Origin of the sequence: Labilibaculum manganireducens (assembly GCF_002843385.1) — a bacterium.
Classification (GTDB): Bacteria; Bacteroidota; Bacteroidia; order Bacteroidales; family Marinifilaceae; genus Labilibaculum; species Labilibaculum manganireducens.
Genome location: NZ_MVDE01000023.1, coordinates 37,666 through 57,977, shown reverse-complemented (window position 1 = coordinate 57,977; position 20,312 = coordinate 37,666). Strand labels below are relative to the sequence as shown.

Annotated in this window: 12 protein-coding genes; 7 read left to right on the top strand and 5 right to left on the bottom strand. The window is 37.2% G+C overall.

Annotated features, from left to right (window positions below; translation table 11 throughout):
* Positions 1–27: 27 nt before the first annotated feature.
* Genes BZG01_RS14565 through mce form a run of 4 tightly spaced genes read right to left on the bottom strand, consistent with a single transcriptional unit; the run spans position 28 to position 2,815 of the window.
* Complete coding sequence (locus BZG01_RS14565; protein WP_101310576.1) at positions 28–450, bottom strand: biotin/lipoyl-containing protein; 423 nt, start codon at positions 448–450, stop codon at positions 28–30.
* A gap of 5 nt (positions 451–455) precedes the next feature.
* Complete coding sequence (locus BZG01_RS14560; RefSeq protein WP_101310575.1) at positions 456–806, bottom strand: OadG family protein; 351 nt, start codon at positions 804–806, stop codon at positions 456–458.
* A gap of 12 nt (positions 807–818) precedes the next feature.
* Positions 819–2,375: an acyl-CoA carboxylase subunit beta gene (locus BZG01_RS14555; protein WP_101310574.1), complete on the bottom strand. Its 1,557-nt coding sequence runs from the start codon at positions 2,373–2,375 to the stop codon at positions 819–821.
* A gap of 35 nt (positions 2,376–2,410) precedes the next feature.
* Positions 2,411–2,815: a methylmalonyl-CoA epimerase gene (gene mce, locus BZG01_RS14550; protein WP_101310573.1), complete on the bottom strand. Its 405-nt coding sequence runs from the start codon at positions 2,813–2,815 to the stop codon at positions 2,411–2,413.
* 529 nt (positions 2,816–3,344) lie between these two features.
* Here mce and purL point away from each other — a divergent pair.
* The 4 genes from purL to BZG01_RS14525 all read left to right on the top strand — a co-directional run bounded on the left by purL (position 3,345) and on the right by BZG01_RS14525 (position 12,800).
* A complete protein-coding gene (purL, locus tag BZG01_RS14545) occupies positions 3,345–7,034 on the top strand; it encodes a phosphoribosylformylglycinamidine synthase (protein ID WP_101310572.1) in 3,690 nt (1,229 codons plus the stop codon).
* Between the two features lie 120 nt (positions 7,035–7,154).
* Positions 7,155–7,568: a hypothetical protein gene (locus BZG01_RS14540; protein ID WP_101310571.1), complete on the top strand. Its 414-nt coding sequence runs from the start codon at positions 7,155–7,157 to the stop codon at positions 7,566–7,568.
* Between the two features lie 230 nt (positions 7,569–7,798).
* Entirely contained in the window at positions 7,799–11,992 is a 4,194-nt protein-coding gene (locus BZG01_RS14535; RefSeq protein WP_101310570.1) for a PKD domain-containing protein, read from the top strand.
* Positions 11,993–12,428: 436 nt separating this feature from the next.
* Positions 12,429–12,800, top strand: coding sequence for a hypothetical protein (locus tag BZG01_RS14525; RefSeq protein WP_101310568.1), 372 nt, complete (start codon positions 12,429–12,431; stop codon positions 12,798–12,800).
* A 72-nt stretch (positions 12,801–12,872) separates the two neighbouring features.
* Here the strand turns inward: BZG01_RS14525 and BZG01_RS14520 are convergent, their stop codons facing one another.
* Positions 12,873–14,684, bottom strand: coding sequence for a glycoside hydrolase family 15 protein (locus BZG01_RS14520; RefSeq protein WP_101310567.1), 1,812 nt, complete (start codon positions 14,682–14,684; stop codon positions 12,873–12,875).
* Between the two features lie 102 nt (positions 14,685–14,786).
* Between BZG01_RS14520 and BZG01_RS14515 the strand changes: the two genes are divergently transcribed.
* The 3 genes from BZG01_RS14515 (at position 14,787) to nadC (ending at position 19,724) form a co-directional block, all read left to right on the top strand.
* Positions 14,787–16,994, top strand: a complete 2,208-nt coding sequence (locus tag BZG01_RS14515) for a bifunctional alpha,alpha-trehalose-phosphate synthase (UDP-forming)/trehalose-phosphatase (RefSeq protein ID WP_101310566.1) — start codon at positions 14,787–14,789, stop codon at positions 16,992–16,994.
* A 287-nt stretch (positions 16,995–17,281) separates the two neighbouring features.
* Positions 17,282–18,865, top strand: a complete 1,584-nt coding sequence (gene nadB, locus BZG01_RS14510; RefSeq protein WP_101310565.1) for an L-aspartate oxidase — start codon at positions 17,282–17,284, stop codon at positions 18,863–18,865.
* Between the two features lie 10 nt (positions 18,866–18,875).
* Complete coding sequence (nadC, locus tag BZG01_RS14505) at positions 18,876–19,724, top strand: carboxylating nicotinate-nucleotide diphosphorylase (RefSeq protein WP_101310564.1); 849 nt, start codon at positions 18,876–18,878, stop codon at positions 19,722–19,724.
* Positions 19,725–20,312 lie beyond the last annotated feature (588 nt).

Below are 20,312 nucleotides of genomic sequence, written 5' to 3'. Positions count from 1 at the left end.
TAGTTTTTGCCTTTTATTCTTGAGATGTTATGCTATTTCAATTAGTACGTCATCCTGAAGTACGCTATCGCCAACTGCAACCTTTATGGCTTTAACGGTTCCTCCTTTTTCGGCTAACACATTATTTTCCATTTTCATTGCCTCCATCACCAAAAGAGTATCTCCCGGATTGATAGAATCACCAACTGCAATGTTAATTTTAATAATACTACCCGGAAGTGGTGCCTTTACTGTTGAAGCTCCGCCTCCACTTTTCTTGATACTACCTTCGCCTGGCTTATTAACCACCGGCTTGCGAACCAATCTAGGAGTTTTTGATGATTTATCTGCAACATGCACATCCACATCATAACTCGTTCCGTTCACTTCAATTTTGGCATTCGATCCTTCAAAATCCTTGATTTCAACATCGTATTCCTGCCCACGTATTGTAAATTTGAACTTCTTCATTTTGCTTATCTTGGTTGATTCATTACTCCATAAATCTTAGAACTCCATGGAGAATAATTCTTAGTAACTTTTTTAATTGTAATGATATTGCTTTCATCATCGTGATTCTGGTTAAAGTGCATGTGCAAGGCCATTGCAATAGCTGCATTAACACCTCCCTCGATGTTTAAATCATCAGTTTCAGAGCCAGATCGACCTTCTCTCACCAACTTTTTTCTTAAGTTAAGGTGTAAGAGTTTCGGCAAATTGACAAAAACAATTACCAGTAGTACCAATGCAACAAATACAATGGAATAACCTACAATAGCAACAGTCCATCCACCTTGACTTCCTATAGATAAAATATTCATTAACATAGAACGTTTTTTTTATAATGGAATATTAGAATGTTTTTTAGGTGGATTCATTTGCTTCTTAGTCTGAAGAGACTGGAATGCGCGAATCACTCTGAAACGTGTATTACGTGGCTCAATTACATCATCGATATAACCATATGACGCTGCATTGTATGGATTTGCAAATGCCTCGTTGTACTCAAGCTCAGTATCTGCGATGAATTTTACTTTTTCATCATCCGACAATTCAGCCATTTTTCTTCCGTGAAGTACTTCGATTGCACCTTTTGCACCCATAACAGCAATTTCAGCTGTAGGCCATGCATAATTCAAATCACCACGAAGTTGCTTACAAGACATTACATCATGAGCACCACCGTAAGATTTTCTTAGAGTAATAGTTACTTTTGGAACTGTAGCCTCACCATAAGCGAACATTAATTTCGCACCATGAGTAATGATACCACCAAATTCCTGACTTGATCCAGGCAAGAAACCAGGAACGTCAACCAAGGTTAAAATTGGAATATTAAAACAGTCGCAGAAACGAATGAATCTGGCCGCTTTTCTTGAAGACTCAATATCAAGTACTCCAGCAAGGAAACTAGGCTGATTGGCAACAACACCTACAGACATTCCACCCATACGAGTAAAACCTACAATAATATTCTTTGCATAATGACGGTGAACTTCAAGAAATTCAGCATCATCAGCAATCGTATAAATTACATCCTTCATGTCATAAGGCATGTTTGGATTTGCAGGAATGATTTCATTAAGAACATCATCCATTCTATCAATAGGATCTGAACAAGCTGTAATTGGAGCTTCTTCCAAGTTATTTGACGGCATGTAAGATAACAACTTACGTACAATCATGATACCTTCTTCTTCGTCTTCTACCATGAAGTGAGATACACCTGATTTGCTTGCATGCATTTTGGCACCTCCCAAATCTTCAACAGAAATATCTTCACCGGTAACTGTCTTAACAACCTTAGGACCAGTAACGAACATGTATGACTTTTCTTCTGTCATCATGATAAAATCGGTAAGAGCCGGAGAATAAACAGCACCACCCGCACAAGGACCGAAAATTGCTGAAATCTGAGGAATTACACCAGAAGCCATAATATTTCTCTGGAAAATCTCAGCATAACCTGCCAAAGCAGTTACACCTTCCTGAATACGAGCTCCTCCTGAATCATTAAGACCCACAACCGGTGCACCCATTTTCATTGCCATATCCATGATTTTACAAATTTTCTGTGCAAAAGTTTCAGATAACGATCCGCCAAAAACAGTAAAATCCTGAGAGAATACGAATACCAAACGTCCGTCGATTGTTCCCTGACCGGTAACAACACCATCGCCTAAAAATTTCGTTTTCTCCATACCGAAGTTAGTACAACGGTGCGATACAAACATGTCAAATTCCTCGAAACTTCCTTCATCAAGAAGCATATCGATTCTTTCACGAGCTGTAAACTTGCCTTTCTTGTGTTGAGATTCTATTCTTTTCACACCTCCACCAAGCTTAGCCTCTGCTCTTAAATCAATTAACTTTTTAATTTTATCCTGACTAGCCATAACTAATTGAGTTATTATTATTTATTGAGTATTCCTTATTTATTGCCACAAATTTCAGTCAGCACACGCTGAGTTGATTTTGGATGTAAAAATCCAATTTTTAAACCTTCTGCACCATTACGGGGTGTTTTATCGATTACTTCACAACCAGCTTCCTGAACTTCAGTTAATGCTTGCTGAACATCTTCTACTGCGAATGCCATGTGATGCATTCCTCCACCTGTTTTCGCAACAAACTTACCTATCGGACCTTCAGGATCTGTTGATTCCAACAACTCAATTTTGGTATCTCCAACTTTGAAAAAAGCTGTTTTAACCTTCTGATCAACTACCTCTTCAACTGCATAACATTCTAATCCTAATACCTTTTCGTAGAATGGAATTGCTTCTTCTAAACTTTTTACGGCTATACCGATATGTTCAATATGGGATGGTTTCATTATAGATATATTTTAAATTATAAGGTTACAAAAATATCGATTTGAAAAACGGTAATCAATGATCTGTAACATTATAAAAGTTGTTTTTCAACATGTATTAAAAACTGCAAGTTCTCACTTTCCTCCTAATAATCAAACAAATAACAAAAAAACTACTTTCTTAAATTCTTATTTAGAAATCACTTCATGCAAACCTTTGCATAATTAATGAACTCACATAACACTTCCTGCATTTGCGAGATCAAAGAAAATCTCTTTTCCGATAAAACAGAAATATATTTTACTATTCCTCAACATATCCGGACACAAATATATTTCATGATTTTTTTAGTTAACCCGTACAAAAAACCACGTCCACAACTGTTGCTTGACACAATTCTCATTTCATACTTTTTTTGCATTCAAGGGCAAAGAGCAATTCTACAAGCTTAGAGGATCCTTTTGTTACATTGTGTAAAGTCTTTTACCTATATTTGCATTTTGAAACAGGTTTCAACCATTATTATAAATTTCATAAGCAGACTCTAAGATGATACTATTCTTCAAAAAAGACGAAGTACACTTTGTTGTTCAGACAACTAACCAATTGAATGTATTGGATTTTGAAAAGCTTTCCTGGCTATTCGGAGATGCCGAAAAAATTCAAGAAGATGAGATAGAGGGATTTTTTATTGGCCCAAGAAAGGAAATGATTACTCCTTGGAGTACTAATGCTGTTGAAATCACCCAAAACATGGGAATTTCAGGAATTTTGCGCATTGAAGAATTTCATAAAGCGGAAAACGAAAAAGCAGCATACGATCCTATGCTGCAAGCTTCTTATAAAAAAATTGGTCAAGACATCTACACCATTGAAAAGCAACCGGAACCAATTATAAATATTGAAAACATTACTGCATACAACCAAAAAGAAGGTTTGGCTCTCAGCAGCGAAGAGGTTGATTATTTAAATGGAGTTTCAGAAAAAATAGGCAGAAAATTAACTGATTCAGAAGTGTTTGGTTTCTCTCAGGTTAATTCGGAGCACTGTCGTCACAAAATTTTTAACGGAGTGTTTGTTATTGATGGTGAGGAAAAAGAATCTTCACTTTTCCAATTAATTAAAAAAACTTCCCAATTAAATCACAACAGAATTGTATCTGCCTACAAAGACAATTGTGCCTTTTTAGAAGGACCTAAAATGGAACAGTTTGCTCCTGTTACTCATGATAAAGCAGATTTCTTTCAAACCAAAGACATTAACACTGTAATTTCGCTTAAAGCGGAAACACATAATTTCCCAACCACTGTTGAACCATTTAATGGTGCAGCAACTGGTACAGGAGGTGAAATCAGAGATAGAATTGCAGGAGGAAAAGCTTCAGTTCCTATGGCCGGAACTGCTGTTTATATGACTTCCTATCCTAGACTGGAAGCTTCACGCTCTTGGGAAAATGCTACTGATGCCAGAAAATGGTTGTACCAAACTCCTGAAGAAATTTTAATTAAGGCATCGAACGGAGCCAGTGATTTCGGAAATAAATTTGGTCAGCCTCTTATTTGTGGTTCTGTTCTTACTTTCGAACACTTCGAAAACAATAAAAAATACGGTTACGATAAAGTTATTATGCAGGCCGGAGGAATTGGATACGGCAGATTGGAACAAGCTCAAAAAGATATTCCTGAAAAAGGCGATAAAGTAATTCTTTTAGGTGGTGACAACTACAGAATTGGAATGGGCGGTGGAGCTGTTTCCTCTGTTGCAACCGGTGAATTCACAAACTCTATTGAGTTAAATGCAGTTCAACGTTCTAATCCTGAAATGCAAAAAAGAGTTTGCAATGCGATTAGAGCAATGGCTGAAATAGATGAGAATCCTATTGTTTCTATTCATGATCATGGAGCAGGCGGACACTTAAATTGCTTATCGGAATTGGTTGAAGAAACCGGTGGTAAAATTGATTTGAATGCTCTTCCTGTTGGTGATCCTACCCTTTCAGCTAAAGAAATTGTAGGTAACGAGTCTCAGGAAAGAATGGGATTGGTTATTAAAGAAAAAGATGTTGCCCTTTTAACCCGAATTGCAGATAGAGAAAGAGCTCCTATTTACCAGGTTGGTGAAACAACCGGTGATATGAGATTCACTTTTGAGGATAAAAAAACAGGACAGAACCCAATTGATCTTGGTCTTTCTGAAATGTTTGGAAAACCGCCAAAAACAGTCTTGACAGATTCAACTTTAGACGAAAAATTTGAAGCTGTTGAATACGATACTAATAAAATAGAAGAATACATCGAAAATGTTCTTCAATTGGAAGCTGTTGCCTGTAAAGATTGGTTGACCAACAAAGTTGACAGATCGGTAACCGGTAAAGTTGCTATGCAGCAATGTGCCGGACCTCTTCAATTGCCTTTGAATAATCTAGGTGCTGTAGCAATTGATTTCCAAGGTGAAAAAGGAATTGCAACCTCTATTGGTCATACACCAATTGCCGCTTTGGTAAATTCCGAAAATGGCAGTCGCCTATCTATTGCCGAATCATTAACCAACATGGTTTGGGCTCCAATTGAGCAGGGACTTAAAGGTGTTTCATTATCTGCAAACTGGATGTGGCCTTGTAAAAATGCCGGTGAAGATGCCCGTTTGTATCAGGCTGTGCAGTCAATTAGCGATTTTGCCATTGAATTGGGAATCAATATCCCAACAGGAAAAGATTCACTTTCCATGACCCAAAAATATGGAAAAGACGATGTTGTTTATTCTCCTGGAACAGTTATCATTTCCACTGTTGGCGAAATAACAGACATCAATAAAATGATTTCTCCGGTTCTGAAAAACGAAGCTGATTCTCATTTAATATATATGGATTTCTCGAAAGATGATTTCCAATTGGGAGGAAGCAGTTTTGCTCAGATTGTAAATAAATTAGGAACACAGACTCCTGATGTTAAGGATTCAAAATATTTTGCAAAAGCATTTGAAACTCTTCAGCAATTAATATTGGAAGGCAAAGTACTTGCCGGTCATGATATTTCTGCTGGTGGTATGATTACAGCATTGTTGGAGATGTGTTTTGCAGACAACAGACTTGGTGCTGATATTGATCTTTCATCGATTGACGAAAGCGATTTGGTTAAAGTCTTATTTAGCGAAAACCCAGGTGTTATTTTCCAGGTGAAAGATCTTGAAACTATTTCAAAGGATCTGGCCGTTAAAGGAATTAAATTCCATGTAATTGGAACTCTTGGCGAGGCAGGAAAGATGCAAATATCAAAAGAAGATCAGGTTATTGATCTTGATATCGCCTCCTTACGTGATCTTTGGTTCAAAACTTCTTATCTTTTGGATAGAAGTCAATCAGGCAAAGAATTGGCTTTGGAAAGATTCAAATCTTATAAAGAGAATGAACTGGAATTCAAATTCGATGAGAACTTCACAGGGAAATTTAAACAATTCGGAATTGATCCAAAAAGAAAAGAAAAATCAGGTGTTAAAGCTGCTATTATTCGTGAGAAAGGTGTAAACGGAGATCGTGAGATGGCCTGGATGATGCATTTGGCAGGAATGGATGTTAAGGATGTTCATATGACTGACCTGATTGCCGGACGTGAAGATCTTTCCGATGTCAACATGATTGTTTTTGTTGGAGGTTTCTCTAACTCAGATGTATTGGGTTCTGCAAAAGGATGGGCCGGAGCTTTCCTTTACAATGAAAAAGCTAAAAAAGCTCTTGATAATTTCTATGCCCGAAAAGATACTTTAAGTCTTGGAGTTTGTAATGGATGTCAGTTAATTTCTGAACTGGGATTAATTTATCCTGATCATGAAAAACATCCAAAACTTCTTCATAACGAATCACACAAATTCGAATCAGGATTTGTAAGTGTATCAATACCGGAAAATAACTCAATTATGCTTTCGTCTTTAGCCGGAAGTAAATTAGGTATTTGGGTTGCTCACGGGGAAGGTAAATTTGATTTACCATACGGACAAGACAAGTATCAGATTCCTATGAGATACAACATTGATAAGTATCCTGCCAATCCAAACGGCTCGCCATTTGCAACGGCTGCAATATCATCAAATGATGGCCGCCATTTAGCAATGATGCCTCACCTGGAAAGAGCAACTTACCCTTGGAACTGGGCTCATTACAATGAAAACCGTATTGATGACGAAGTGTCACCATGGATTGAAGCATTTGTAAATGCAAAAAAATGGATCATGGAACACAAATAATATCAATAACTTAAATATAGAATACCTCCTTTTTAAGGGGGTATTTTTTTTTGCTTAAGTGCAACGTAAAAACTAATACATTTTTCATAACTTGTGACAACTAACAAAATCACAACTTATATGAAACATTTTTTACCCCTTATTGCCATTCTGGGATTAACATTAGCGTGTGCTCCCCCGAATAAAATCAGCCAAGCGGAGAAAACCTCCGGTTCTAATCAAAAAGAAAAACCAATTCATTTGGAAAAACAAATTGCCCCTGGTACTTGTTCTCTTGTAATAAGTGACTTTAAATTTTTATCAGAGAACAATAAATTCCTGCTAAACGGAAAAGTGATTTCCATAAAAGCTTATGGTGCAGGCTTTACTTCGACTTTCGAAAAGGAACAAAGCATTCAAATAAAAATTACAGAACAACAATTTATGAATTTGAAATCTGCAAAAAGCATTTCTTGTTTAATATCCTGCATCGAAGGAGTGCACAACACGCCCCTTTACAAACTGGTAGATTATCAATCAGAAATAAAACAATAAAATTAATTTCAATGCAGTCCTTATCATATTGGTTCCTGGAATACAGGAGAACTGCCCTAAAATGATTAATGCCAGGAAATATCTCTAATTTAATAAGGAAACTTAATTTGCAGGTATTCTGCATTATAATAGTCAAAACATATGAAACGTCCATGTATAAAGCTTTCTGCACAAAGGGAGATCATTATATGGGAAGTTCCATCTGACCATAAAATAAAAATTATAAACAGATGAAATCAATTTTCACCATATTACTCGCAATAACAATCTCTTTTCCGATACTTTCGCAAAATAGAAAACTAACAGTACAAAAACACTCTGTGTTAGGAGTGAAAAATATCGTAATTACAGAAAAAACGTACAACGAATTAACCAATAGAACACTAAACAAAAGAAAGCTTGCTAAAATTGCTGATAAAGAAGCAGGAAAACCAAAACGTGCGGATGATCCTATTGCCAGAGCCTTGTACGAAAGAAATATATTAAAAAACCCTCTTACGGGACAGATCCCATTAAACATTAAAGAACTGGAAAAGGCATATGTCCTTTCCTCAGCCTCAGGTTTACAGAGCAGGTTAAAAACAGGAGGATTAAGCTATACCAACAGCGGACCTCGAAATGTTGGTGGACGAACCAGGGCTCTGGCTGTTGACATAGCAAATGAAAATATAATTCTTGCTGGAGGAATAACCGGCGGAATGTGGAAATCAGCCGATAACGGTGTTAGTTGGACCCGTACAACAAAGCTTGAAGACCACCCTAGTGTAACTTCTATTGCACAAGATCCAAACAACACTGCAATCTGGTATTATACAACCGGAGAACTAATAGGTAATTCAGCATCGGAAGGTGGTGCTCCTTACCGGGGAAACGGACTGTTTAAATCTACCGATAACGGCGACAACTGGACATCTTTAACATCTACTACTTCCAATACATCTGAAATATATGACCCTTTCGATTATGCCTGGAACATATGCGTTGACCCGAACAACAGCGATGTATACGTTGCAACTGCTGATGGAATTAAGCGCTCAACGGATGGCGGAACCAGCTGGACTGATGTTATCGAATCTGATTCCTATTATGAAGATATTATCTGTACTCCCGGCGGGATTAAGTACGCTTCTTTAAGTGCCGATGGTACAACAAAAGGAATCTACAGATCCTCAACGGGAAATTTAAATGATTGGGAAGACATTACTCCAAGTGGATTTCCTGCAGATTATAACAGAGTGGTACTTGCACATGCAACAAGTAATACGACCAATGATATTGTTTATATTTTAGGTGAAACAACAGGAGCAGGTTTTCAAAATCACAGTTTTTGGAAATTGACTTATAATTCTTCCGCAACAACTCCGGCAACATGGGTAGACCGGTCACAAAATCTGCCGGAAGGCGGCGACGGAGACACGGATGTAAATGGTTACAACTCGCAGGGTTCTTACAATATGGTAATAAAAGTTGCTCCGGATAATGAAAATATGGTTTTTATCGGCGGCACTAATCTGCTTCGTTCCGATGATGCTTTTGCCACAAAAGCAAGTCCTTTAAGTGTTGGGAAATCGACTGATAAATCAAAAACCTACTGGATTGGAGGCTATGCAACAGAAAACAACGTTACTCAATATCCAAATCATCATCCGGATGTACATGCATTAGTATTTAAGAATGATAATGCAACATTACTATGTGGACACGATGGTGGAATAAGCATTACGAACAACTATAAACAAACAGACGATACATTTTCTGAACCAGCATCGGAAGGAGACAAAAGCATGCCTGTTGATTGGGAATTTCTGAACAATGGCTACTTAACAACACAAGCTTATACAGTTGCTGTTGATAACGATATAAGAACAAACAAAGTATTACTTTCCGGATTTCAGGACAACGGTACCTGGCTTGCTGAAACTTCCGATTCAGATCAAGATTGGTTAGCCTGGGGGTCTGGCGACGGCAGTTACTGCAGTATTTTTAATTTGGGCAACAGCCTGCTCACCTCATCGCAAAGCGGCACCACCTACCTTGAAGATAACGTAACAGATGAGGCAAGTTACTACTGGACCCGTGTTGATCCAGAGGGTGCAACCGGACAATTGTTTATCAATCCATTTATTGAGGATGCCAACAACAGTGAAATTTTATACTATGCTGCAGGACAATACATCTGGAGAAATTCCAATGTATTTGAGATTCCAAAACTACAACCCAATGAAGCCACGAAAAATTGGGAAAAACTGGAAATTTCAAAAGCAAGCGGAACTGTATCGGCAATGGAATCCTCAACCTTCCCTGCTCACATTCTGTATTATGGAACATCAACAGGAAAAGTTTATAAAATTGAAAATTCGCACTCGAAATGGGCAAAGAAGACCGACATTACAGGAACAAATATGCCAGCTGGAAATGTAATTTCTATTGATGCAAACCCTTTAAATGCGAATGAAGTATTGGTCGGATTTTCCAATTACGGAATTGAAAGTATATTTAATACGACTGATGGTGGAACCAGCTGGACTCCTGTTAGTGGAAATCTGGAAGAAATAAACGGAACTAACAATGGTCCGTCTGTAAGATCGGTTGCATTTATGGTTTCGCCTACAGATACTACTTATTATGCGGGTACCAGTACCGGTTTGTACAGTACAACAAAACTTGAGGGAAGCTCTACTATCTGGACACAGCAAGCAATTAACCAAATCGGAACCAGCGTTGTTTCAATGATAAAAGCTCGTAGAGATGGATTCTTTGCTGTTGCAACTCATGGCAATGGGGTATTTACAGCTGATGATGATTTTAGCTCTGCTGCGCCAGTTGCACTTATTGGAATGACTCAGGACACAATTTATAAAGATGATGCCATTAATTTCATGAATCGTACCATTGGTGATGGAATTACTTCATGGGAATGGACTTTCGAAGGTGCAACGCCCAATACTTCTGTAGAGGAACACCCCCGCGATATCGCATACAATACTGCCGGTACTTTCAAAGTATCCTTAAAAGCAAAGAACAGCGTCGGTGAAAACATACAAGAAATTGTATCTGCAATAGTTGTAAAATCGGTTAAGGCTGCATTTACAGCCAGTTCCACAAATGTTAATGTAGGAACCGAAGTTACTTTTACTGATCAATCTGCAGGCACCCCAACTTCCTGGAATTGGAGTTTTCCGGGAGGAGCACCTGAAAGCTCAACAGAGCAAAATCCTGTTGTTACCTACAGTACTGTTGGTACTTATAATGTCAAATTGACTGTCGGCGGTGAATCATTTAATGACACAGAAACAAAAACAGCTTATATTACCGTTCTGGATGCTGATGATTTCGGAGATCAGTTACTTTATAATGTTACAGACACAGATGAATCCAAACTTTCAATTTACTCTTTCAATGGAGCAACATCTTGGGGATATACAGCAGGACACAACAGTTATAATATGTCTCAATTTGCTGAGAAATTTGAGATGGTTAATCCAAACTTAAACGTTGTTCGGAGTATTCAGTTAAATCCAGTTATAATAGAACAGAAATCTTCAGATCCTAAAATAGCTTTAAAAATATGGAATGGTGAAAGCTTACCGGAAACTGAAATTTATTCAAAAGAAATCGCTTTTTCCGAATTGCAGGCTCAACAGTTTAATGAAATTATTCTTGACTCTCCTATTGAAGTCAACTCCAGCTTTTTTGTTGGCTACGAAGTCTTTTATGAAAATCCAGTTGATACATTTGCAGTTTATCACCTTCCTTTAGATGGAGATATTACTTGGGACAATTCAGCCTACCTTACCTATGAAGGTGAATGGAAAAGTTTCTCGGATGGAAATATCTATGCTGCCAATTCAGCATTAGCCATTAAAGCACTAGTTGGATATGAAGAAAATATTGCACCTCCATTGAAGGCTGATTTCACCGCAAACTCAACTACCACAACAACAGCAGATAATATTAGCTTTACTGATTTATCAACAGGCGAAATTGCATCGTGGGAATGGAATTTTGCAGGTGGTACTGCTGACGATAATACGATGCAGAATCCTACTGTATCATATAGTGAAGCAGGGATTTATGACGTAACGTTAAAAGTAATCGGCACAAATGGTACATCAAATACCAATACCAAAGAAAATTATATAACCGTTGAGATAGCTACAGCAATTAATGAACTGGGCGAAGAAGTTGAAAAGCTAATGATATATCCTAACCCACTGGTAAACAAAAGTAATGTAGTCTTCCCTAACAAAACCAATCAGAAATACCGGTTGGTGGTTGTGGATGCAAGTGGCCGTGTAGTTCGGATTATTGAAAACATTACAGGAGACAACGTAATTATAAACCGGGAACAATTGAAACCCGGTGTGCATATCATCAACCTTTCGGGTGAAAAAATATACAAGGGAAAACTATTGGTGAAATAAGAAGATCAAACAGGTATTTTAGTGAGAGCTTGTCGTAATTCGGCAAGCTCTTTTTTCTCCTCAGTCACCAACAAAGCTTCTTAGCTGGACACGATCTCCCTATGACGTACTTTACATCTCCTGATATATATTTTACTATTTATATGATGAGTTTTACATCATAAATCAGGTATTTTACTTACTGTAAATCGTTTTTTACATCTTTTATTATCTTTTTTACCTAATCTGATAAGTAATTTACATCTCATATTATCTTTCTTACTTAAATTATTACGTTTTTTACATCTTAAAAGATGTATTTTAATGACTAAACTATTGATTTTACTATCTATAAGGTTTAACTTTATACTTGTAGGAAGCATATTTGCTCTCAGGTTTACAATTTCTGTAAAACTGAATCAGGAAGAATATTAATTTTTAAACCCGCCGCATACGCATGAACCCAAAATCAGAAAAAATCCCCTTTAGCATTCACCGAATGATTCGACAAAACTTATCGAAACGAAACCTAACGGTAAGCTGGTTAGCACGGAAAATTAATATCCGCCCTATTTCACTTCACCAACAACTGGACAGATCAACACTTCAGGTAAACAGACTATGGAGTATCTGTCAGGCTCTTGAATTAAATATTTTTCAGGAAATTGCGAATAGACTGGAGAGAGAGAATCAATCACAAAAGGCGGTAGAAAAAGGCATGGAACTATCTCAGATAGATGCAGAAGTAGATGGCCTTAAAAAAAGAATCGAGTTACTCGAAAACGAAAACAAGACCTTAAAAGAGGTAATCAGTTTACTGAAAGGCTAAATCAGAAAATAAAAACAGCACCAAATAACCGATGTCAATATGGTGCTGTTCAAACAATCATTTAAAATTTTCTTAACTACTCAACTGATCCAACAAACTATCCTCATCATCGAAAGTAGAATCTGAAAAATTTAATGCTGTTTCGATTATCGCCAAATGCGAATAAGCCTGTGGAAAATTACCTAGCATTCGTTTTGATACAAAATCGATATCCTCAGCAAACAAACCCAAATGATTTGAATAGGTTAATAACTTATCAAATTTCTCTTTCGCCTCCTTTTTCCTGCCAATTTTATACAAACTGTTTATCAACCAGAAAGAACAAATTGTGAAGGCAGACTTTGGCGTCCCAAAATCGTCCTTGTTTTTATAACGATACATTAAACCGTCATGTTCCAATTCGTTTTGAATGGTTAGTACTGTCGATTTATACTTCTCATCTGCGGCATTGATAAAACCATAACTCTCCATTAACAATACAGATGCATCCATATCCTCAGAGCCATAGAATTGGGTGAACGCCTGTTTCTTTTCACTCCATGCCTTTTTCATGATATCTTCTTTCACCGAATGTCGAAGCACAGTCCACTTTCCTACATAATAATCGCGCTTTAAAAGGGTTGCGATTTTAACTGCCCGGTCGAAAGCCACCCAGCACATCACTTTACTAAAAGTAAAATGAAGACTTTTACCACGAATTTCCCAAATTCCCCGATCCGGCTTTTTCCAATTCTCCTCTACAACCTTCACAATGCTTCTCACAATGGTCCATAATTCCTCACTATGGTCGAGAGAATTTTCAAACATTTCGAAATGCTGATGAATCAGATCGACCAAAATTCCATAAATATCATTCTGCTTTTGCTTGTAGGCAGCATTCCCAACCCTTACGGGTTTGGAACCTTCATAACCTGCAAGGTGTTCCAACTCGTATTCCGAAAGCTTTTTCTCACCATTAATACCATACATGATCTGAATTTTCTCATTCTTCTCAGGAATAATATTCATAATAAAATTCAGGTATCGTTTCGCCACATTATAATGTCCCAATTGGGTGAGAATCTTTACAACCATAGAGCCATCGCGAATCCAGCAAAAGCGATAATCCCAATTTCTAACTTCCCCAATTGTTTCGGGTAAAGAAGTTGTTAATGCTGCCAGAACAGCCCCGCTTTTCTGATAACTCAACAATTTTAACACCAGTGCACTCCGATTGGATTCTTCATTGTATTTCGGCAGCACTTTGGTTTTTTCGCTCCAATTCAGCCAATATGTTTTTGTCCGCTGCAATTTTAAATAAATGCGGTCAAGTGTTTGTTCCAGTAACTTCTGATTGTAACTAACCTCGCAAAATTCATCTTTTTCCAATTCAATGACTTCCTGATTCAATATATCAGAACCATTAAAACTGGAATACAAATACAACGAGTCATAATTACCTGATGTAGTATACGATTTTATAAATTTCTCACTGGACAATTTATTTTTAGTTGTATTTCGGGCATAATCGAGTTGAGGATTGTATTTAATCCGAAACTTTGGTTTTCCATAAACCAATCGAAAAAAACGAACTACATCAGGAGGCATGTAGTAATCATTTTTCTCTGTTACATATCTGGGCATAAAATCCAAAACTTCAAAAACTCCATCGATACACTCAAATCTTGTTTTTAAAATATTCGTATTTTTTCGGTACTCCTGTGTTATATTTGTTGCACTCTCAGGTAAAATTTCAAAACTACCACCTTTACTCTTATCCAACAACTTAGCAAATGCAGAAGATGAATCAAATTGTGGCAAACACACCCAATCCAACGACCCCTTTTCCGAAACCAGTGCCGCACTTCTACAATTTCCTATTACCCCGTAATTTAAATTCTTCATAAAAAAATGCTATTTTAGAGCTTAACCATAAAAACTCCACGGAAAATAAAGATTTTCCATGACTTTAGACTGTTTTTAAACCAAAATTTAAATTTCCTTTTTATGAATCGAATTCACATTGTCTCCAACAGACTCCCTTTTAGTATTAACGTAGAAAATGACAACATCGAATTAATTCCGAGTGTTGGCGGGCTTGCAACAGGTATGAGGTCGGTTTACAAAGAATACAATGGAAAATGGATTGGCTGGCCGGGATTACCCAGCGATGATCTTGACGATCAATTAACTGCAGGAATTGAAGAAGAATTAATTAAAGAAGATTGTGTGTCTGTTCATTTGTCGAAACAGGAAATAGACTTGTACTATGATGGTTTTAGTAACCGGACTATTTGGCCGCTGTTTCACTATTTCGCGCAATATATTGATTACGATCATGAATTATGGGACGCTTTTGTAAGCGTGAATCAAAAATTTGCTGATAAAGCACTGGAAACTATAGAGGAAGGTGACACCATTTGGATTCACGACTATCAATTATTACTGGTTCCTGAAATGATAAAATCAAAAAAGCCTGGTGTTACCATTGGCTTTTTTCTCCACATCCCCTTTCCTTCTTTTGAAGTCTTTCGAATTTTGCCATGGCGAAAAGAATTGATACAAGGTATTCTGGGTGCTGATCTGATAGGCTTTCATACTTTCGATTATCAAAGACATTTTTGCAGTTCGGTGCGTCGTTTAATGGGTTACGAGATTTCATTCAACCAAATTCACATCGAAGACCGGATTATACTTGTTGACTCATTTCCAATGGGAATTGACTACGATAAATTTAGAGATGCTGCAACTCAAACATTTCAAAAACCACTTCAGGAAAAATCGAAGCTTCATCGTGAGCTGGAAAAATATTTTCTGGTTTCGCCTGAACGAAAGCTAATTCTCTCGATCGACCGCATGGATTACTCGAAGGGAATTCCAAACCGCTTACGGGCTTTCTCAAAATTCTTAGAAGATTATCCTGAATTTATAGGCAAAGTAACACTGATAATGCTTGCGGTACCATCCCGTGGAACCGTAGAACACTATATCAACCTTAAGAGAGAGGTGGATGAATTGGTTGGAACTGTAAATGGTAAATTCGGGAGTATTAATTACACGCCGGTTTGGTATTTTTACCGTTCGCTGCCCTTCGAAAACCTGATTGAGTTATACAGTTCATGTGATGTTGCTCTGGTAACGCCTGTGCGCGATGGAATGAATCTGGTTGCGAAAGAATATGTAGCATCAAGAACAAATAGAACAGGTGTTATCATTTTAAGTGAAATGGCAGGTGTTGCCAAAGAAATGGGTGAAGCTCTGATTATTAATCCCAACAATATTAACGAAATTGCAAGTGCAATTAATCAGGCCTTAATTATGCCGCTTGATGAGCAGCGGGAACGAATGATCTTTCTTCAGGACAGGATAAAACGATATGATGTTTTCAAATGGTCCAGTGAGTTTGTAAAATCTTTAGCAAAAGTTGAAAAAATCCAAAACTCATTCTATGCGAAGAAAATTAATAGTAAAATCATGGAAAACCTTAGCTCGAAATACCATTCTTCAGAAAAAAGAGCCATATTCCTTGATTACGACGGAACGCTAACCGGCTTCAGATCGAACCCAAATGATGCAAAACCGGATGAAGAGCTTCATAAAATTCTTTTCAAACTGGAAGAAGATCCTCGTAATGTAATTACAATTATAAGTGGCCGGGATCGGGATAGTCTTGAGAAATGGTTCGACGGACACAAAATCAATTTGATTGTTGAACATGGTGTTTGGCTTAGAAAAAATCAAAAAGAGTGGAAAATGCTAAGCAATGCTTCGGATATCTGGAAACCAAATATTCGTCCTACTTTAGAAACTTTTGTTGACCAAACACCCGGATCTTTTATCGAGGAAAAAAACTATTCGCTGGTTTGGCATTTCAGAAAGGCAGAACCGGAACAAGGAGAACTTAGAGCGAATGAGCTTCGGGACGAGTTAACCACAATGATCGCCAATCACAACCTAGAAATATTAGAAGGCAATAAAGTAATTGAAGTGAAGAGCGGTGGAATAAACAAGGGGATTGCAGCTATGCAATTTCTTAAAAACCAGAATTTTGATTTTGTGATGGCCATAGGAGATGATTGGACTGATGAATACATGTTCCGAGAACTTCCGGAATCGACTCATACCATAAAGGTTGGACTTAAAAACACAGCAGCAAAATACAAAGTTGAATCTGTCGCTTCGGTTCGAAAATTACTTTCGGAATTCATTAAATAGCAAGAAACTTTCAAAGAGGATGTCCAAAAAGTAAAATTTCACTTGAAAACGTCATGTTGAGCGGAGTCGAAACATCTGTTTTTCAAAGATAAAGATTCTTCGACAGGCTCAGAATGACAATAAGATTGAACTTTTTGGACATCCTCTTTTTAGCTTTTCATGAATCTTAAAAGAGCATTATCACATAAAAAATCAACAAATACTGTTCCTGTTCTTTAAAATTCGTATAATTTTGCACCGAAATAAAATGAAATTCCCTAATTTCGCACGAACCAAGATTTTTAATAATGCTACACAAAAAGTTCGATTATTTAGTAATCGGAAGTGGATTGGCTGGTTTATATTCGGCCTACTATGCTTCCCGCTTTGGGAAAGTTGCCATTTTAACTAAGTCGAAGATTGATGTTAGCAATTCATACTATGCGCAGGGAGGCATTGCTGCTGTAACCGATCCTGAAGATTTCCCTCAATATCATTTAGAAGATACTTTAACCGCCGGCCGTGGTTTGTGTGACCTTATTCCTGTGGAAATTCTCGTTAACGAGGGGCCGGATCGTATTCAGGACATAATCGATTTGGGCATGCAATTCGATAAAGAGAACGGCAAACTGGCTTTGGGACTTGAAGGAGGGCATCACCGAAGGCGGATACTTCATGCCGGTGGTGATTCAACAGGAAAAGAAATGACTCTTTTTTTGATTAAACAAGTAGTGAACAATCCCAACATTGAGATATTTGAAAACCATATGGTTTTTGAATTGCTTGTTGAAAATAAAATTTGCGCCGGAGCAAAAAGCTACAATATCACCGACAATACCAATCTCCTAATTGAAGCTAAGAATACGATTCTTGCTTCGGGCGGAGCTTCTGCGGTCTATCAAAGAACAACAAACCCGCACACTACGGTTGGTGATGGAATCAACCTGGCTTATAAGGCCGGTGCCGAAATAGCTGATATGGAATTCATTCAGTTTCATCCCAGTTCTTTTTATTCTAAGGAAGGATATACTTTTCTGATTAGCGAAGCTGTTCGCGGTGAAGGTGCTCATCTTTTAAATTCAAAAGGAGAACGATTCATGCCGGCAATTCATCCGTTAGCCGAATTAGCTCCCCGCGATATTGTTGCCCGGTCCATTTTCAATCAGATGAAACAAAGCGGAAGCAATCATGTGATTCTTAACCTTAAACATCTTGATGGAGAGAAAATAAAAAATCGTTTCCCGTCTATTAATAAAAATTGCGAATCTTCAGGTGTTGATATGACTCAGGAAATTCCGATTGCTCCCGCAGCGCATTATATGGTTGGAGGAATTAAAACCGGAATACACGCTGAAACCAATATATCGAGACTGTATGCTTGTGGGGAATTAGCTTCATCAGGAGTTATGGGTGCCAACAGACTTGCTTCAAACTCATTGCTTGAGTGTTTGGTTTTTGGCAAGAGAGCTGTCGATCATGCCAGGGAAACTAATTTGCTTACCGATCCGTTTCCCTTAAATAAGACCGAACTGCATATTAATGCAGATCTGGAACAATCATTCCTAAATCATTGCAATGAAATTGCAAATGAGATGAATTTAAAGGCAGGAATAGTACGAAACCATACAGAATTAACGGAAGTTATTTCACTTTTAGAATCAATCGAAAATAGTTTTCCTTTTGAAGCTTATGAATATTACAGCGTTCGTTTGCAAAACCTTATAAAAGTATGTCATCTGCTAACCACTGCAGCATTGGCAAGACAAGAGAGTCGCGGAGGTCATTACAGAGAAGATTTCCCAAAAGAAAAATCAAGATTCCTTACCCACTCGATTCAACAAATTAATAAAGAAATTTATTTTGTTCCTGTAGATCATCGATCTCAAGATTAAATTATCAAATATGAAAGAATCAGGATTCAACGTTCAGGAAATTGAACTCATCATTAATCATGCTTTTCAGGAAGATATAGGAAGTGGTGACATTACCACAAATAATATAGTCCCCGAAAATACATCCGCGACTGCAAGTATGACGGCAAAAGCTGATGGTATAGTTGCAGGTTTGGATATTGCCGAAATGGTGTTTCGTAAATTGGATGCAAATTTAAAATGGAATCCAAAAATTAAAGATGGTGACCGGGTATCAAAAGGAGACGTTATTCTTGAAATAAAAGGAACATTCAGGGCCCTTTTAACCGGCGAAAGACTAGCCTTAAATTTACTGCAAAGAATGTCGGGTATTGCTACCGAAACAGCTAAATATGTTGCCGAAGCTAAAGGGACAAAGGTGAAAATACTGGATACAAGAAAAACAGTTCCCGGCTTACGGACATTCGACAAATATGCAGTTAAAATGGGCGGAGGAACCAATCATCGCATTGGTTTATATGATATGGTAATGATTAAAGACAATCACATTAAGATTGCCGGCAGCATTACCTCCGCTGTTGAACAGGTTCGTAAAGCAATTCCTTCGGATATTAAAGTGGAGGTAGAAACAACAAACTTAAATGAAGTTAAAGAAGCTGTTGCTGCAGGTGCAGATATCATCATGCTCGATAATATGAGTAATGAATTAATGAAAGAAGCTGTTGACTTCATTAATGGCAAAGCTTTGGTTGAAGCATCTGGAAATATGAATTTGGAGAGGATTGCCGGAGTTTCCAAAACGGGAGTAGACTTTATTTCAATTGGTGCTCTCACCCATTCTGTAACCGCATTAGATATCAGCCAAAACATTATTCTTTAGTATTACAGGAAGAGATATTCAAAATTAAAACTCTAAACAATTTGATGGTATCTTAGCTTCGTTTACAAATACTGCAGATGAAGGAAAGTAACGTCTGTAATTAAGAATTTGAGTGTGAATATTTTTTCCTGAAAAAATATTTCGATACAATTAAGTATCTGTAAAAAAGCAATTCATTTTTTCTTGCAAATTGTTTCCGTTGTATGAATTATCAATTCAGAATTCGTCTAAATAATTTATTTTCTGTCATTCCAAATCAATTTACACATCAATAAAGCATTCCGGCTTATTTTCTTTTCGCAAAGTACTTAAACGCCAACAATTAAAGGCATAAAGTCTCTGGGGCAATTTCGCCTAAACCGATCTATTATCAAAAAAAATATTAGAAATTGGTTACGTATTAATCACAATCTTTATCCAATTCAAAACGTTTTTTTACAAAAAAAAAACAAAGTGTCTAATACATTCCGTTTGTCATCTATCAAAATAATAATACTATTATTTCAACCAAGTTTATTCTAATTAATATTACTATATTTCGACTCATTATTAGACAATTAAGAATAAATAATATCAACAAATAAAACC

Bases quoted from the DNA above. Each gene is read 5' to 3' on its own strand.
- BZG01_RS14565 (WP_101310576.1), bottom strand. From the start codon at position 450: ATGAAGAAGTTCAAATTTACAATACGTGGGCAGGAATACGATGTTGAA.
- BZG01_RS14560 (WP_101310575.1), bottom strand. From the start codon at position 806: ATGTTAATGAATATTTTATCTATAGGAAGTCAAGGTGGATGGACTGTT.
- BZG01_RS14555 (WP_101310574.1), bottom strand. From the start codon at position 2,375: ATGGCTAGTCAGGATAAAATTAAAAAGTTAATTGATTTAAGAGCAGAG.
- mce (WP_101310573.1), bottom strand. From the start codon at position 2,815: ATGAAACCATCCCATATTGAACATATCGGTATAGCCGTAAAAAGTTTA.
- purL (WP_101310572.1), top strand. From the start codon at position 3,345: ATGATACTATTCTTCAAAAAAGACGAAGTACACTTTGTTGTTCAGACA.
- BZG01_RS14540 (WP_101310571.1), top strand. From the start codon at position 7,155: ATGAAACATTTTTTACCCCTTATTGCCATTCTGGGATTAACATTAGCG.
- BZG01_RS14535 (WP_101310570.1), top strand. From the start codon at position 7,799: ATGAAATCAATTTTCACCATATTACTCGCAATAACAATCTCTTTTCCG.
- BZG01_RS14525 (WP_101310568.1), top strand. From the start codon at position 12,429: ATGAACCCAAAATCAGAAAAAATCCCCTTTAGCATTCACCGAATGATT.
- BZG01_RS14520 (WP_101310567.1), bottom strand. From the start codon at position 14,684: ATGAAGAATTTAAATTACGGGGTAATAGGAAATTGTAGAAGTGCGGCA.
- BZG01_RS14515 (WP_101310566.1), top strand. From the start codon at position 14,787: ATGAATCGAATTCACATTGTCTCCAACAGACTCCCTTTTAGTATTAAC.
- nadB (WP_101310565.1), top strand. From the start codon at position 17,282: ATGCTACACAAAAAGTTCGATTATTTAGTAATCGGAAGTGGATTGGCT.
- nadC (WP_101310564.1), top strand. From the start codon at position 18,876: ATGAAAGAATCAGGATTCAACGTTCAGGAAATTGAACTCATCATTAAT.